Origin of the sequence: Halomonas sp. Mc5H-6 (assembly GCF_024124705.1) — a bacterium.
Taxonomy (GTDB): Bacteria; Pseudomonadota; Gammaproteobacteria; order Pseudomonadales; family Halomonadaceae; genus Vreelandella; species Vreelandella subterranea.
Window position 1 is genome coordinate 75048 of the sequence record NZ_JAMXSI010000011.1, and the last position, 16608, is coordinate 91655.

8 protein-coding genes and 1 pseudogene are annotated in these 16608 nt (G+C 57.5%); 5 read left to right on the top strand and 4 right to left on the bottom strand.

The features are described from left to right. Positions 1 to 76: 76 nt before the first annotated feature. Genes recC through recD form a run of 5 tightly spaced genes read left to right on the top strand, consistent with a single transcriptional unit; the run spans position 77 to position 10798 of the window. Positions 77 to 3661: an exodeoxyribonuclease V subunit gamma gene (gene recC, locus NH395_RS14605; RefSeq protein WP_253025871.1), complete on the top strand. Its 3585-nt coding sequence runs from the start codon at positions 77 to 79 to the stop codon at positions 3659 to 3661. A 54-nt stretch (positions 3662 to 3715) separates the two neighbouring features. Then, entirely contained in the window at positions 3716 to 4024 is a 309-nt protein-coding gene (locus tag NH395_RS14610; RefSeq protein WP_253025873.1) for a nucleotidyltransferase domain-containing protein, read from the top strand. Next, complete coding sequence (locus tag NH395_RS14615) at positions 4021 to 4548, top strand: hypothetical protein (protein WP_253025875.1); 528 nt, start codon at positions 4021 to 4023, stop codon at positions 4546 to 4548. The genes NH395_RS14610 and NH395_RS14615 overlap by 4 nt, the downstream gene beginning before the upstream one ends. After that, entirely contained in the window at positions 4545 to 8447 is a 3903-nt protein-coding gene (gene recB, locus NH395_RS14620; RefSeq protein ID WP_253025877.1) for an exodeoxyribonuclease V subunit beta, read from the top strand. Before NH395_RS14615 ends, recB begins: the two co-directional genes overlap by 4 nt. Further along, entirely contained in the window at positions 8444 to 10798 is a 2355-nt protein-coding gene (gene recD / locus NH395_RS14625; protein ID WP_253025879.1) for an exodeoxyribonuclease V subunit alpha, read from the top strand. Before recB ends, recD begins: the two co-directional genes overlap by 4 nt. Before the next feature lie 272 nt (positions 10799 to 11070). On the opposite strand, the gene NH395_RS14630 is transcribed toward recD, so the two are convergent. The 4 genes and pseudogenes from NH395_RS14630 to NH395_RS14645 form a co-directional block, all read right to left on the bottom strand. Beyond that, the gene (locus NH395_RS14630; RefSeq protein WP_253025881.1) at positions 11071 to 14562 is read right to left on the bottom strand and encodes a P-loop NTPase fold protein; all 3492 of its coding nucleotides are present in this window, start codon (positions 14560 to 14562) and stop codon (positions 11071 to 11073) included. 66 nt (positions 14563 to 14628) lie between these two features. Further along, positions 14629 to 14913: a hypothetical protein gene (locus NH395_RS14635; RefSeq protein WP_253025883.1), complete on the bottom strand. Its 285-nt coding sequence runs from the start codon at positions 14911 to 14913 to the stop codon at positions 14629 to 14631. Continuing rightward, complete coding sequence (locus NH395_RS14640) at positions 14913 to 15233, bottom strand: DUF427 domain-containing protein (protein WP_253025885.1); 321 nt, start codon at positions 15231 to 15233, stop codon at positions 14913 to 14915. Before NH395_RS14640 ends, NH395_RS14635 begins: the two co-directional genes overlap by 1 nt. Positions 15234 to 15611: 378 nt before the next feature. Continuing rightward, positions 15612 to 16603 (bottom strand): annotated as a pseudogene (locus NH395_RS14645) (cysteine synthase family protein). Positions 16604 to 16608 lie beyond the last annotated feature (5 nt).

A 16608-nucleotide genomic window follows, 5' to 3' on the forward strand; every position in this document is an offset into this window, starting at 1 on the left:
AACGCATTGAGCGTTGGCCAACTACTTATGGCACCATACCCCTAGCCACCACTACCGCCGTGAAGGAACCTCGCGCATGCCCGCCAATTCGCTGCTTTCGCCAACATCGCTAACACCCGGCTTCATGGTGGTGCATGGCAATCGCCTGGAAGATTTGCGCGGGCTGGCGGTGGAGTGGATGCGCCTGCACCCGCTGGGGCCGCTGGAAAATGAAACCATTCTGGTACAGAGCAACGGCATCGGGCAGTGGCTGAAGCTGGCGCTGGCGGAAGACCCGGACAACGGCGGCGCGGGGATTGCCGCAGCGCTGGACGTCATGCTGCCCGCGCGGTTTCTGTGGCAGGCCTACCGCACGGTGCTGACCCATGTCTCACAGCATGAAGACGCCGTGCCGGAAACCTCGCCGTTCGATAAATCCCGGCTGGTCTGGCGGTTGTTACGCCTGCTGCCGACGCTTGCCGGACGGGAGGTCTTCGCCCCGCTGGCACAGTTCCTGGAAGTCGACCGCGACCAGCGCAAGCACTACCAACTGGCCGAGCGGCTGGCGGACCTCTTCGACCAGTATCAGGTCTACCGCGCCGACTGGCTGGACGCCTGGGCCAACGGCGAGGATGTGCTGATCACCGCCCGCGGCGAAACCCGCCCGCTGGAAGACCACCAGCGCTGGCAGCCCGCCCTATGGCGCATCCTGCGCGAAGACGTGGCCGCCACCCAGGGCGATGCAGGCCTCGACAGCAGCCGCGCCCAGGTGCATCGGCGCTTTTTGAAGGCCACCGAGCAATTGGACGGCCAGACCTGCCCACCGGGGCTGCCCCGGCGGCTGATCATTTTCGGCATCTCGTCGCTGCCCCAGCAGACGCTGGAAGCCCTGGCGGCGCTCTCGCGCTGCTGCCAGGTGGTGCTCTGCGTGCACAACCCCTGCCAGTACTACTGGGCGGATATCATCGAGCACAAGGACCTGCTGCGCGCCAGCCGCTACCGCCAGCGGCGCAAGACCGGCATGCCCGAAGCGCTGGACGTACTGGGCACTGGTGATGCTGACGATGCCCTGCACCTCCACGCCCAGCCACTGCTTGCCGCCTGGGGCAAACAGGGCCGCGACTACCTGCGTCTGCTGGATGAGCACGACGACACGGGGCACTACCAGACCCTGTTCGAACAGCAGGCGCTGCGCATCGACATGTTCGAGCCGTTCTCCGGCGAGCGCGGCTGCCTACTCAGCCAGTTGCAGGACGACATCCGCGAGTTGCGCCCGGTGGCCGAAACCCAGACCCACTGGCCCGCCCTCGACCCGGCGGATGACTCCCTGGTGTTTCATATCGCCCACGGCCCCCAGCGGGAGGTCGAGATTCTCCACGACCAGCTGCTGGCCGCCTTCAGCGCCGACCCCGACCTGCGACCGCGGGACATCATTGTCATGGTGCCGGACATCGACCGCTACGCGCCGCACATCGACGCGGTATTCGGCCAGCTTCAAGGCGACGACCCGCGCTTCATCCCCTACACGCTTTCCGACCAGGCCAGCCGCCATCGACTGCCGATGATGATCGCGCTGGAAAAGCTGCTGCGCCTGCCGGAGCTGCGCCTGTCCGTGAGCGACCTGCTGGACCTGCTCGACGTGCCCGCCCTGCGCCAGCGCTTCGGGCTGGAAGAGCGCGACCTGCCGGTGCTCGAACGCTGGATGGAAGGTGCGGGGATTCGCTGGGGGCTCAACGCCAAACAGCGCGAAACCCTGGAACTGCCCGGCGGGCTCAGCCAGAACACCTGGGCCTTTGGCCTGCGCCGCCTGCTGCTGGGGTATACGGTAGGAGAAGGTAATGCCTGGCAGGGCATCGAGCCCTTCGACGACATCGGCGGGCTGGAAGCGGGCCTTGCCGGCCCTCTGGCGACGCTGCTGGAAAAGCTCGAAGCCACCTGGGAGACCTTCCGCCAGCCCACCGATGCCGCCAGTTGGGTCGAGCGGCTACGCACCCTGCTGGAAACCTTCTTCCTGACCGACGACGCCCAGGAAAGCGTGATGCTCACCAAGCTGGAAAACGGCCTCCAGCAACTGCTGGAAAGCAGCCGAGAAGCCCAGTTGGAGGGCCCGCTGCCGCTTTCCATGGTCCGCGAACACTGGCTGGCGCAGATCGACGAGCACAGCCTTTCCCAGCGCTTTCTGGCCGGGGCGGTGAACTTCGCCACGCTGATGCCCATGCGCGCCATCCCCTTCAAGCGCGTGTGCCTGCTGGGCATGAACGACGGCGAATACCCCCGCTCCCAGCCGCCGCTGGACTTTGACCTGATGGGCAGCGACTACCGCCCCGGCGACCGCTCCCGCCGGGAAGACGACCGCTACCTGTTTCTCGAAGCGCTGCTCTCCGCCCGCGACCAGCTCTACGTCAGCTGGGTCGGCCGTAGCCAGATCGACAACACGCCGCTGCCGCCCTCGGTACTGGTCGGCCAGCTGCGCGACCACCTGGCCGCCGGCTGGCACTTTGAACACGGCGCCCCGCTGCTAGACACGCTGACCACCGAACACCCGCTGCAACCGTTCAGCCGCGCGTATTTCCAGGATGGCGACGACGCTGGGCGACTGTTTACCTATGTTCATGAATGGCGTGGGGCCCATGTATGGCGAGATGAGCACGCGCCGCGTGCCCCCCAGGCCGCCAAAGCGCCGTTACCCAAGCCGGAAAACGCGCCCTCCAGCCTTAATCTCGGCCAACTGGGTGGCTTTCTGCGCGAACCGGTGCGTACCTTCTTCAATACTCGGCTAGGGGTGTATTTCGAGCAGGAAGCCATCGCCGAGCTGGACGCCGAACCCTTCGCCCTGGACGGCCTGCAGAACTGGCAGCTGCAGGACCGGCTCATCGCCGCCCAGCGCCACGCGGTGGACAACGGCGAGCCACGCCTGGAAGCCCTCGACGCCCAGCTTGAACGCTTCCAAGGCCAGGGTGTGCTCGCCATGGGCGCCTTTGGCGAGCGCATGCGCAACGCCCTGGCCGAGCCCATGGACGACCTGTTCAGCGCCTACCAGGACGCGCTGGCCCAGTGGCCCATCGCCTTGCCCGCGCCGGAGCCGGTTCGCGTAGAAAGCGCTGACGGCATCGTGCTGGAAGACTGGCTGAACGAGCTGCGCCAGAACGAGGCCGGTGACCGCTGCCGCCTGCTGCTGCTCAGCAGCAGCCTGATCAGCCAGGGCAGCGGGCGCGGCCAGTACCGCTGGACCCACCTGCTGCGCCCATGGGTCGCCCACCTGGCGGGCAACCTCAGCGGCCCGATGACCACCCAGCTGCTTTCCAAGGCGGGCAACATCGCGCTGGACCCCATCGCCGCCGACACCGCCCGCGCCCACCTGGACACCCAGATGGCCGCCTGGCAAGCAGGCCTTGAAGCCCCGCTACCGCTGGCCCCCCAAGCGGCGTTTGCCTGGTTGACCAAGCTAGGCACGCCGGAGATCGCCGAAGAAAAAGGCCGGGAAAGCGACGCCTACGCCGCCGCCGAAGGCGCCTATGACGGCGGCCGCTTCCAGACCGGCGAAGTCGCCCAAAGCGCCTACCTCGGCCACCAGTGGCCCCGCTTCGAGCGCCTGTTCAACGAGCAAACCCAACACGGCCACCGCTTCGTTACGCTCACCGAGGCGCTCTACGCCCCGCTGTTTTATGCGGTAAAGGGTTAGACTCGATACAGTGCTAGACTTTATCAACAGGCTCAAAGGAAAGGAGAGGCCTCCATGCGACTCACTCAATCACAGCGCTCCACTATCGTCTCTGGTGTACGTGAGTTCATTGGGCCGTCCGTCAACGTCCACGTGTTTGGTTCGCGTCTGGACGACACAAAGCGAGGCGGTGATATCGACCTGCTACTGATCTCCAAGACAGCGATTTCTCTGCTTGCCTCAGCCGAGCTCAAAATGGCGCTGGAGGAGCGGCTACAACTCCCTGTGGATATCGTGACCTACGTATCGACGGATGAGCCAACGCCCTTCCAGGCGATAGCCCTGAGCCAGTCGACGTCAATTGATAGCGAGGAAGCAGCATGAGCCAGGACGTTCTCAGCGATCAGCAACGTTATCTTGCGCAATTACTGGAAGCGATTCAGCGCTGCGCCTGGTTTCTGCAACAGTCTCGCAACAAGGTGACTTGGCCGATTGACGGAGAGTGGCTGGCAGACCACAAAAAAGATGTGGAATTATTTGAAACACTTGCCGCCCTCAATGAACGATTTGCCAAGCTGCAGGATTCCCTGGCATCCGCAATGCGACACAGTGCCTTGCTTGCGGGAGAGTCCACCGAGAGCTTTCTCAAGGTACTTGCGCTGTTTGAAAAACAAGGCGTGATTGATGCGACGAGTGACTGGCAGCGCTGCCGCGCTATCCGCAACATCGCCGCCCATGACTACTCAACGCACTACGCTCAGATAGCAGAACACTTCAATCTGCTGAATGAACTCTCCGACATACTCCTGCATACGTCTCGAAATCTGGTGGCCTGGTGCGCTGACCAACTCCAGATTCGTCCTGCAAGCCAAGATTTCTCCACTGAGTTTGACAATATTTTCCTATGAGTCAGCCCGCACCACTCGATCCATTACGTCTCCCCCTCCACGGCAGCCGCCTGATCGAGGCCAGCGCGGGCACCGGCAAGACCTTCACCATCGCACTTTTATACGTGCGCCTGGTGCTGGGCGGCCAGCACAGCGAAGACGACACCGCCTTTGTGCGACCGCTGACGCCGCCGGAAATCCTGGTCGTCACCTTCACCAACGCCGCCACCCAGGAACTGCGCGAACGTATCCGCAACCGGCTGGTAGAAGCCGCTGCCGTTTTTCGTAAGGCACCTGACGCGAAGGGAGCAGGTCACGGAGAGGGTCTTTTTCCAGGGATGGAAAAAGTAGCGCCCAGGGATGGGTTCACAGCGCCCTCGGAGTGGCCTGCTTCCGAGCCTTCGGACGACCCGCTCCTCCTCCAGCTCCGCGACCAATACGATGAAGCGACTTGGCCAGCCTGCGCCCGCCGCCTGGAACTGGCCGCCGAATGGATGGACGAAGCGGCGGTTTCCACCATCCACAGCTGGTGCTACCGCATGCTGCGCGAGCACGCCTTCGACAGCGGCAGCCTGTTCTCCCTCGACCTGGAAAACGACCAGCACGAGCTGGAACAGGAAGTGGTGCGCGACTACTGGCGCACCTTCTACTACCCGCTGGACGCCGAGGCACTGGGCCACATTACCCGCTACTGGAAATCCCCCGACGAGCTGCACGCCCAGGTCGCCCGGCTGCTCGCCGAAAGCGAGGCCCTCGGCAGCCAGCGCCCCGACCCGGCGGAGACCCTGAGCGCCGCCGAGGCCGAACGCCAGGCAACGCTCAGCACCCTGAAAGCCCCCTGGCCCGCTTGGCTGGACGAACTGGTGCCCGCACTGGAAGACGCCGCCAAGCGCAAGGCCTTCAAAGGCCAAAGCTTCAACGCCAAAAGCCGCGCCAACTGGCTGGGCGCGCTGCGCGAGTGGAGCGAAAGCGACCTGGAACGCCCCGCGCTGACGCCCGCCGCCTGGAAACGCCTCACCCCGGAGGGCATGGCCGAGATCTGGAAAGACGGCGCGCCGCCCTGCCCACAAGCCTTTGAAGCGCTGGCCGAACTGCCTGATGCACTCAAGGCCCTGCCCGAACCGCGCAACGACCTGCTGATTCACGCCGTGCAATGGTGCAAGGTGCGCCTGGAACGCGAGCAGGAACGCCGCGCCGAAATGGGCCCCAACGACCTGCTCAGCCACCTGGACCGCGCCCTGCAAGGCCCCAACCGTGAAGCCCTGGCCGCGCAGATCCTGCGCCAGTTCCCCGTCGCGCTGATCGACGAGTTCCAGGACACCGACCCCATCCAGTACCGCATCTTCAACGCGGTATTCGAGGTCGCCAAGCCCCGCCGCGACGCCGCCATTCTGCTGATCGGCGACCCCAAGCAGGCCATCTACGCCTTTCGCGGCGCGGATATCTTCACCTACCTGCAGGCCCGCCAGAACACCGCCGGCCGCCACGTCACGCTGGGCACCAACTTTCGCTCCAGCCGCGCCATGGTCGAGGCCGTCAACCACTGCTTCGCCTACGCCGACCGGCAACCCGCCGGGGCGTTTCTGTTCCGCGAAGAAGGCGGCGACAACCCGCTGCCCTTCCAGCCCGTGACCGCCAAAGGCCGAGACGAACAGCTGATCCACCAGGGCCAACCGCTGCCCGCCATGACGCTCTGGGCGCTGCCAAGCGATGAGGCGCTTTCCAAAACCGCCTACCAGACCGAAATGGCCGAGCGCTGCGCCTCGCACATGACCGAACTGCTCAGCGCCGGGCAACAGGCAGAAAGCGGCTTCCAGAAAGACGACAAGCTCACACCGCTCAAGCCTTCCGACATGGCGGTGCTGGTCAACGGCCTGCAGGAAGCCCGCGCCATTCGACTGGCGCTGGCCAGCCGCGGGGTCAAAAGCGTTTACCTCTCCGACCACGACAAGGTATTCAGCTCCCCCATGGCCGGGCAGGTAGAGCGCTGGCTGCGTGCCTGCGCCGAGCCGCTGGCCAGCTCCCGCCAGGCCGAAGCTCACCTGCGCGCCGCCCTGGCCACGCCGGTGCTGGGTCTTACCCTGGCCGACCTGGACCACCTGCAACAAAGCGAGCTGGCCTGGGAAGCGCGGGTCGAGCAGTTCAGCCACTACCACCGCCTCTGGCAGCGCCAGGGCGTGCTGCCACTGGTCCGCCGCATGATGGTCGACTTCGACATTCCCGCCCGCCTGCTGGCGGCGTTCGAAGACGGTGAGCGCTTGCTAACCGACCTGCTGCACCTGGGCGAACTGCTCCAGCAGGCAAGCGCTGAACTGGACGGCGAGCACGCGCTGATTCGCTTTCTGTATGACGCTATCGCCGACCCGGAAAGCCACGGCGACAGCCACAAGCTGCGCCTGGAAAGCGACGCCGACCTGGTGAAAGTGGTTACCATCCACAAGTCCAAAGGGCTCGAGTACCCGCTGGTGTTTCTGCCGTTTATCGCCAACCACCGCCCAGTCAGCGACAGGGACCTGCCGCTGCGCTGGCACGACGCCCACGGCAACCTGCAGCTCAGCCTGAGCGCCGATGAAGACACCCTGGCCACCGCCGACCGCGAGCGCCTGGGCGAAGACCTGCGCAAGCTCTACGTGGCGCTCACCCGCGCCCGCCACGCCACCTGGCTGGGGTTGGCGCCGCTCAAGGGGCTGGAAAACAGCGCCATCGGCCACCTGATCAACGGCGGCAAGACCCTCGACCCGGAGGCACTCACCGCCAAGCTGGATGAATTGGTTGAAGGCAGCAACATTCGCGTTGATGCGCCCCCCGAGCCCACGGCGCTGCGCCTTGCGCCGCCCCAGCAAACCACCACCCTGGGGTACGCCCGCACGCCCAAACGCCCCGCCAAGGAACACTGGTGGATTGCCAGCTACTCGGCGCTGCGCCTTTCCGGCACGCTCACAGCCCCCGTACCCACGCCCCTGGAACCCACCACCGCCCAGGAAGCCACGGCGTTCGAGGTGCTGGACGAACCCCAAGATATTTCGCTCATGCCTGATGACATGGAAAGTCTTCGAGCGAAGGCCAGTCTAGGCAATCTTTCGCGAGAAAGCGGAGTTTACGAGGGGGTAAATGAGCATTTCGAGCGAAAGATTAACAACGAATGGCCGAGCGCAGATACTTTCCATCTGCACAAGTTTCCGCGTGGCCCCGGCCCCGGTACTTTCCTGCACGGCTTGCTGGAATGGGCGGGCAGGGAAGGCTTTGACACCGCCGCGACCGACAGCGCTGCCCTTGACGATATGCTCTGGCGACGGGTGCAACTGCGCGGCTGGCAGGCATGGCAAGAACCACTGGCCGGTTGGCTCACCACACTGCTGACCACGCCTTTACCACTGAACCACAGCGACAGCGTGCCGCTCACCGAGCTTGGCAGCTATCAGGTGGAGCTGGAGTTCTGGTTCGCCGCCAAACAGGTCAATACCCAGGCCATCGACGCTCTGGTTAGCAAGCACTTACTGCCTGGGCTTGAACGGCCCGCGCTGGACGCTGACACCCTCAACGGCATGCTGAAAGGCTTTATCGATCTGGCCTTCGAGCACCAGGGGCGCTTCTACGTGCTGGACTGGAAATCCAACTATTTGGGGCCAGATGACAGCGCCTACGAACCCGAGGCCCTGCGCCAGGCGCTGCTGACCAAACGCTACGACCTGCAGGCCGCGCTTTACCTGCTGGCCATGCACCGGCTTTTAAAAGCGCGCCTGCCCAACTACGACCCGCACCAGCACCTGGGCGGCTCGATGACGGTGTTTCTGCGCGGCAGCCGCAGCCCGGGGCGCGGCGTCTTTGCCGAGCCCGCCCCGGTTGAACTGATCGAAGCCCTGGATGCCCTGTTCGCCGGTGAGCCGGTTTCAACCACGTCGCAAGAGGCCACGCTATGAGCCGCAAACGCACCAACGGCCACCCAGGCGACACCCAAACGTTTGACCTGTTCGACGACACCGCCGCCGAAACGAGCAAGGAAAGAGAGCCAAGCGAAGCGAGCGAGCCAACGTCCACGGGGGATACCACGCAAGTAAGCGCTCACCTTGCGCTAAGCGACAAGACCGAACTACTGGCACTATGCGAGCGCTGGGTAGCACGCGGCTGGCTGCGGGATCTGGACCGCGCCCTGGTGCGCTTCCTCGCCATGGAAGCACCGGACGCCCCGCCGCTACTGTTACTCGGCGCGGCGCTCGCCAGCCACCAGCTAGGCCGTGGCCATGTATGCCTGGATCTAAACGCCACGCTCAGCGCGCCGGACTTTGCGCTCTCGCTACCGCCGGAAGGCGACGATCTAAACGACCCGCCGCCGCTACCCAGCAAGGTGCTCGCCACGCTAACGCTCGCCGAGTGGCAAGCCGCGCTCAGCCACCCAATACTTGCCAGCAACGGCCCCGGCAATACCCCGCTGGTCGTCAGCCACAACGGCAACACCACCAAGCTCTACCTGCGCCGCTACTGGCAATACGAACAAACCCTGCACCAGGAAATCACCAACCGGCTCACCAGCGAAGAAGGCACCTGTAGGAGCCAGATTCATTGGTGGTCCGACACATCGGCGATGGGTGACGAACGTCACCCCGAATTACTCACCAACGCCCTAAACATCTTATTCAAACCAACCACCACCCTAGACTGGCAAAAAACCGCCTGCGCCCTCGCCTCACGCAACCGCTTCGGCATCATCACCGGCGGCCCCGGCACCGGCAAAACCACCACCGTGGTGCGCCTGCTCGCCCTGCTGCAAACCCTGCAACTGGCGGAAACCAATGCCCAACCGCTGCGCATCCGCCTCGCCGCCCCCACCGGCAAAGCCGCCGCCCGGCTGAATGAATCCATCGCCGGGCAGGTAAGCCTCTTGCCATTTGAGTCACTAGCTACCTTGTTGGAGCCCAATTCATTGGTGGTCCGACATATCGGCGATGATTGCGGCACAGAGGCCTTAAAAACCTCGATTCCAACCGAAGTCACCACACTTCACCGCTTGTTAGGCGCCCGGCCGGATACCCGCCACTTCCGCCACAACGCCGTCAACCCGCTGGCGCTGGACGTGCTGGTGATCGACGAAGCCTCGATGGTGGATATCGAAATGATGACCGCCGTGCTGCGCGCCCTGCCCGCCCAGGCGCAGCTGGTGCTGCTGGGGGATAAAGACCAGCTCGCCTCGGTGGAAGCCGGTGCCGTACTGGGCGACCTGTGCCGCCGCGCCGAGGCCGCCCACTACACGCCGGAGACCGCCCAGTGGCTGGAAAACGCTACCGGCCAGCCGCTGCCAACGGACTACATCGACGCCCAGGGCCAGCCCCTCGACCAGGCGATTACCATGCTGCGGGTCAGCCACCGCTTTAACGAACACAGCGGCATCGGCCAACTGGCCCAGGCGATCAACCAGCCAAGCCACGCCCAGAGCGACCAGGAAAAACACCAGGCGGTGAACAAGGTACTGCGCCACGGCTACCCGGACCTGCACCACCTGACGCTAACCGACGACGCCGCGCTGGATAAGCTGGTCATTCACGGCAGCCCCGATAAATTCATCAACGGCGGCGAAGGCCGCACCGACCACAACGGCGCCCCCATCGCCCCACCCACGGGCTACCGCCACTACCTGAACGTGCTGAACACCCAGCGCCCGCGGGGTGAATCGTTCGAGGAAAACACGGACGCCTACAACGACTGGGCAAGCGCGGTGCTCAGCGCCTACAGCCACTTCCAGCTGCTATGCGCGCTACGCAAAGGCCCGTGGGGAGTAGAAGGTTTGAACCTGCGCATCGCCAAAACGCTGCGCCACGAAAAGCTGCTGTACGGGAATGATTTCACGCTGGAAAAAGGCTGGTATGAAGGCCGCCCGGTGCTCGTCACCCAAAACGACTACGGCCTGAAACTGATGAACGGCGATATCGGCATTACGCTAGCAGTGCCCGACCCGCGCACACCGGGCAAATCGCTACTTAGAGTCGCCTTTCCCACCAGCGACCCGGAAAAACCCATCCGCTGGGTACTGCCCTCTCGCCTGCACGCGGTGGAAACCGTGTTCGCGATGACGGTTCACAAATCCCAGGGCTCGGAGTTCAAACACACCGCCCTGCTGCTACCGCCCACCATCAACCCCATTCTCACCCGCGAACTGGTCTACACCGGCATCACCCGCGCCCGCGATTGGCTTACGTTGGTCGAAGCCAAAAGAGGGGTGTTGAATGAGGCGGTGAGTAGGGAAGTTATGAGGGTGAGTGGGTTGGGGAGGTTGTAATCAAAACCGACATTACCGTTGGTGGTGGTGAAAGTTTCTCGGCCATAAGCTGTCGTTCGATGACCAGACTCCCGCAGCGCTACAGCTTTCCCGAAGCGTCGATGTGATGTGCGTCGGCGGCAATGATCTTCGCCATAACTAGAACACATGCATTCTCACAGCCGCAGACCATTACGGTCATCAGGAACAAAGCGAAACTTCTTAAAATAGGTGATATCCACTCATGGCTGAATGTCATCTACCGCGCGTGATAATTTAAGATAAACTTTGTGCTAGTCACTTGATTGAAACCAAAACGCTGGATCAAATAATGACTTCGCTTTCTTCTTGCCGTAAATAGCTTCGCTCACCTCACGAAGCAGTTCCATATCTTCTTCGGTATCCTTGAAACTCATCCAAGCACCCTCAAGCATGCTTGTGCTGCTCTGCTCCGCCGCATCCTGATAGTCTTTCAATCTGGTATAGCCCATATTTATAAATATAGTTAGCGCTTGCCTGTTGCGCCCTTCTAGGGCAGGGCTGAGCAAGTTACGAACAACATTGTCCTTCTCGGCCTTCGAGATTCGGTTCCCGCTATGAGCAACATCGGAGACAAGTAGAGGGAATAGATACATTGCGGCTTCAAGAGATGAAGGCGTAACCCCTGATATCTTCTCACGCAACGTTCTCCAGATTTCCTCATGGTAGTTCGCATCTATTGCCTTAAGCAATGTATCTAAAGAACCTTGGGCTGCTTCAATTTCTACCTGCCCCGAAAGCACTTCATTGACCACATCTACGAATGGCCTTCTGAAATTACCGGCATCCAGCTTACAACCCGACAAATTCAACTTTTCAATCAGAATGGAGGTCGTATGGTCCATATGTCTGATGAGTTCAGGCCATGCATCAGAATCAACAGATTCAAGAAGATGATTGACATGATTGTGAAGTGTTCCCCATCCTCCATCCGCAAGAGTATAAGTTGCCTGCAAAAAATTCTTGGGCAAATCTTCTAATGTTAGCTCTTCGATTTCCTCACTATTAAAACTTTTGGCGTACTTCCGAAAAACTTCAGTCAAATTTTCTGCAACAAATAGATCTTCTAGATAGGCAAAGTTAGAGAGTAAATTTTTAAGTTTTAGGTACGGTGGGATGCTTCCAAAGAACATTTCAAGAACAACTTGTTCTACCGCTTTGTGCCCCCGGTTATTCTTTCCGAAAGAAATCCAAGCACTGGCCTTCCTGGCTTCAATTGTTCGACGCGAAATAAGCTTTACTTGGCTGACCTCAAGCTCTACTCCGCCTTCCCAAATAGCCTCAAAAGACTCAAAAGCATCTGAGCTATCGGCTAGGCGTTGGCCATTAGAGTTTCGTTTTGTTGGTGACCTAAGTGACTCTCCCAGCTTATCATGTGCTAAAAACAACAAGTTTGCTTGCGCAACTTGGCTTGGTTCAGTCTCGCCGCCACCAACATTTCTGAAGAAATTACCATCTGTAAGCGCGCTATCAAGATTTATTTCACTTCGCCGCGTTTCTTCGACGTTCTGAAACGTCATCGCGACTATTTCTAGCAGATCGCCCACATGCTCTGACTTCGCATCATCCGATTTTATTGCGGCTAAAGAAGCATTTGCGATACTGAGCCATTCTTCATCTGCCAGAAGGTTTTCTGAACTTAACTGATGCAGAGCCGATATCCCCAATTTTGGAAGCTTTACAAACTGCTCTTCAAAATATTGAGTTTCTCCGGAAGTTTTAATACTAACATCTTTGAACACCCCAAGGTTAAAACCAGCGTCGTAAATTTTTGAACTTAAACCAAAGATATATTCTGGTGAACTTGGCACCGTTTGAACGCCAAGTGCGTTTACGATATCATCCTTAGAGTCCAAACGAACCAACACAGCATTCGTCGCCTCCAAAAAAGAGGCAAGATTCTGACCATCTTTAAAACCGTTTGTTTCTTGTTGATGGATATGGATAAACACTGCATTAATTAAATGACTGACGATAGAAGGTCGTTCTTTCTCAGTCGCTATCCAAAACAGAGGAAGATACATACTGTATTCATCGGCATCTATGGAAATACTGTCCACACGCTCGAAGCCCCTTAGGAATACGCTTTTAACGTGAGCTTTCGCATCACCTTGATAGACTGCGAGCAATTCAGAGATATTTTTAGCTGCTGTTCCAAACTCTCCTGTACTTCTCCATTCATCGACATTAGCTTGAACCACATCATCGATACGCAAATCAAAACCAGGTGCAGACGATAGCTTTATGAGCTGGTCAGGCTCTTCGGCTATAATAGCTTTTTCTATCTCGTCATCTAACAAAATTTGAAAAGCGAGGTCTTCATGTACGTTAAAGACTATAGCCGCGAGGTTTTGAATGAGCCTATCATCCGCAGCCAAGCCTACTATTTTTGGATCGAGGCGGTCTTCAGCATTCAGAGCCAGGGGGGTCTCTGTCAGTAAGTCTTGATGAGCAAGATATGTAGCAACCGTAGGTAGCCTAAATTTGCCATCATGAAGCTCGTAAAGGCCGCTTAGATCGTTAACAAAGGAGACAATTTGGCGTGGTGTGGTTGTCCCACTCTCTACGTTCAAAAGTTCGCAGAATATACGGTAGGCACGAAACCTGTCATCGGATGATATCTGTTCAGGAAGCGCCTTTTCAAGTTTATCCGCAAAGAACTCCCGAGCATTTGAAAGTACAGGTGGAGATACTACAAGCACTTCATCAAATGTTTTTGAAAACAGTTCACGTGAGGCAAGACTGCTCAAAGACGTTTCACTTTTACCTTCAGCCGCTTCGCTTTCACTCACGTTCGATTCAATAAGTTTTCGATCATATGGAACTATGGCAAGGATATCGGTATCTGTATCTAAAAAAGGTAAATCGTGGGTTCTGGAAAAAATTGAACGAACTAGAGCCCAGTATTCCTTTATTTCCTTTTTAGGAAGCCTGTCTATATTATCCAACACCATTATAACCCTATCTTTTTCTGATTGGATCGCTCCTAATATCTCTCTCAAAGTTGCGTGAAATTCATAGTCATTTGGATCTACCTCTCGTACTCTTTGTGTAACTTTATGATCTTGGTGCTGCCTCGAACTGATTAGCAACATACGCGAAATAGCAGTTTTAAAGTCAGAGTACCGCTCTGAACCCGCCCCAATTTTGTACTTCCAGAAAGACAGAAAAAGTGTTCCAACAACAAATAAAGTCAGAATTATAAACGGGAATGAGTAGAGAAAAGCCAACGCATTTCCAGCTTGACTAAGATCATCGAATACTTTCCTGGCCCAAAAATAGTATAGCGGTAAAAAAGGCAGAAAAATCAAAACAAAAATCCCGTACCATTCTAAGACCGGATGATTGTTGGTTTCGATCTCTCGCGTCTTTCCTTGTACTTGCTTTTCTATTCTCTGCAACTCTTGACGCTTCTTAGGAAAGGTTATCTTAGCCCAAGTTATGAAGTGTTCTAAATATGATCGGCGAAATCCAGAGCCTTGAGATTTCCATATATCAAAAGTGAAGAAGTGGTAGGCTTTCTTACTTTGATCATTCTTTTCCGAGAGTTTTCTAGCGGCCATTTCGACCACGCTGGACTTACCGCTCCCCCAAGAGCCATCCAATCCAATTGCGCTGTCACCCTTGTCAAATTTAACAATGGCCTTCGACAATGAATGAGCTGTTCGCTCATGTCCTCCACCATGAAAAAGGTCCTGATTTGACGGGAAATCATCGATGATGTGACGGATAACTCTTTTATTCATTTTGTGCTCGATAAAAAGACTTAATTTTTACTCGTAGATCATGAGTAGGATGCAAGTATTCCAAATTCATAGGAAGTGGGCATTAAGCCTTGCCGTAGCGCTAAAGTGCCAACCAGTTACTGGCTTACTACTTATTTGCTGATACATAATCATTGGGCTATTGCAGAGGAAGGCTGTTTTTATCCCCTCGAGCTGGATTGATTTAGCTTGGCGCAACTGTGCCGACTGCTTAACTGCCGCTCCTGCTCTTGAGAGCATGCTGTTTTGCATCTTCGGCAAACGGCCGGCCTTTTTCAGACTTAACAATGCCGCAACAACGGTAACTGCCCACTTTGAGTCGAAAGGCGTCATTATTTCTCCTCCTTACCAAACGCCACCCTACCCGCAATCGTTTCCATCCCCTCAACCGGCTGTTCGTAGCTCCATGCAATGTCTTTGTTGTAACCCAGCGAGAAATACACCGTATTGCCTTTAAACGGGCAGTGGGTCGTCGTTTCGGAAAGCGTCAGCAAATCCATCCGCACGTGGTCGCGAGGAATGTAATGGCGTGGCGGGTAGCCGCGTTCGCGGAGTTCGAGGGCGTTGGTTGAGTCGGCTAGTAGCGTGCCTTCCACATGCACCTGCACGGGCTGGTTAATGGGGTGTAGCTCGATGCGTGGGGCATGTGGCATTAAGTTGTTCCTTGCGGCGATTTTCGCTCTAGTAAAATTAGCCTAGCAGCAAAGCTCGTTGAATCCCATGCTAGCCTCATCACACTTTAGGCTACGGGGATGATCTGAACCATGTTCATGGCCCGTTACCGCCCTGCCACCGCCCTTGCTTGATGCGAAAAACACTTGCTGACTACTGACCTGGCTGGAATGCCAGGATGGGCTAGCATTCATCACGATAATGCCCCGCAATAGCGAGGCGATTACGGTGAATAGTTTTGGCTTTAGGCGAATGCCGTCGCCTAAAGCTCCCTCATACGGCCATACTGGTTTGCCATGCATGCAATTAGGAATATTCCTATCCGGAGTTCTCCCCCTGGTGACCGACCCCCAAAAATCTCACAGTGTGCTCAAGGTACGCTTGGTAAAGCCGTGTGTATTCAACCATGCATCATTGTAAATCTTTGATACATATTTGCTCCCACTGTCCGGTAACACTGTGACTATCGTAGCGGGTGGCTTTAGCTGTTTTGCCAACTGCAAACATCCCCATATATTCGCGCCAGAGCTTCCTCCACATAATATTCCCTCTTTCGAAGCAAGCTGATGACACATTGAGAATGCATCCTGATCATTAAACTGGATGACGTCGGTGATAACCGAAAAATCCATACATTTTGCCAAATGATCTTCTCCAACCCCTTCGACATGATAAGAGGCCGCCTCACTTTCATCGACAACACCATCATGAAAATATCTATAGTAGATTGAACCAATCGGGTCTAACAACACGGCTTTAATATTGGGGTTCATCGACTGTAAGTAGCGCGCTGTACCAGAGATAGTACCTCCAGTACTTCCCGAGGCTACAAATGCCGTAATCGACCCCCCTAAGCTCGCCCAAATTTCAGGTCCAGTTGTTTGATAATGAGCTTCAGCATTAAGAGGGTTGTCGTACTGATTGAGCATAAAGGAGCCTGGAGTCTCGGCCTTTATACGTCGTGCAGTGGTAACATAATGATCCGTGTAACCTGGCTTCGCCTCAGTAGGACAGACCATTAGCTCTGCACCCAGGCGGTCAGCGTATCTTGTTTTTCCCGGCTGACTTTATCGGGCATAGTCAAAACCACACGATAACCGCGTGCAGAAGCGAGCATCGATATTGCCGCACCGGTGTTGCCTGAAGTATTTTCTATTATTGTTGCACCAGCAGACAATTCTCCGTTTAACTCAGCTTGGTTCAGTATAAACTCAACCATTCTGTCTTTTATGCTTCCTCCTGGGTTTAGATATTCCAGCTTCGCGAAGATCCGAACGCCGCTAGGTGCATCGAGATTAGTTAGTTCAACTAATGGTGTGTTACCAATAGCATCTTGTATTCTGTTTCCCATGAAAG

What these genes read in the sequence shown, in the direction of transcription:
- recC (WP_253025871.1), top strand. Translation starts at nt 77, where the DNA reads ATGCCCGCCAATTCGCTGCTTTCGCCAACATCGCTAACACCCGGCTTC.
- NH395_RS14610 (WP_253025873.1), top strand. Translation starts at nt 3,716, where the DNA reads ATGCGACTCACTCAATCACAGCGCTCCACTATCGTCTCTGGTGTACGT.
- NH395_RS14615 (WP_253025875.1), top strand. Translation starts at nt 4,021, where the DNA reads ATGAGCCAGGACGTTCTCAGCGATCAGCAACGTTATCTTGCGCAATTA.
- recB (WP_253025877.1), top strand. Translation starts at nt 4,545, where the DNA reads ATGAGTCAGCCCGCACCACTCGATCCATTACGTCTCCCCCTCCACGGC.
- recD (WP_253025879.1), top strand. Translation starts at nt 8,444, where the DNA reads ATGAGCCGCAAACGCACCAACGGCCACCCAGGCGACACCCAAACGTTT.
- NH395_RS14630 (WP_253025881.1), bottom strand. Translation starts at nt 14,562, where the DNA reads ATGAATAAAAGAGTTATCCGTCACATCATCGATGATTTCCCGTCAAAT.
- NH395_RS14635 (WP_253025883.1), bottom strand. Translation starts at nt 14,913, where the DNA reads ATGACGCCTTTCGACTCAAAGTGGGCAGTTACCGTTGTTGCGGCATTG.
- NH395_RS14640 (WP_253025885.1), bottom strand. Translation starts at nt 15,233, where the DNA reads ATGCCACATGCCCCACGCATCGAGCTACACCCCATTAACCAGCCCGTG.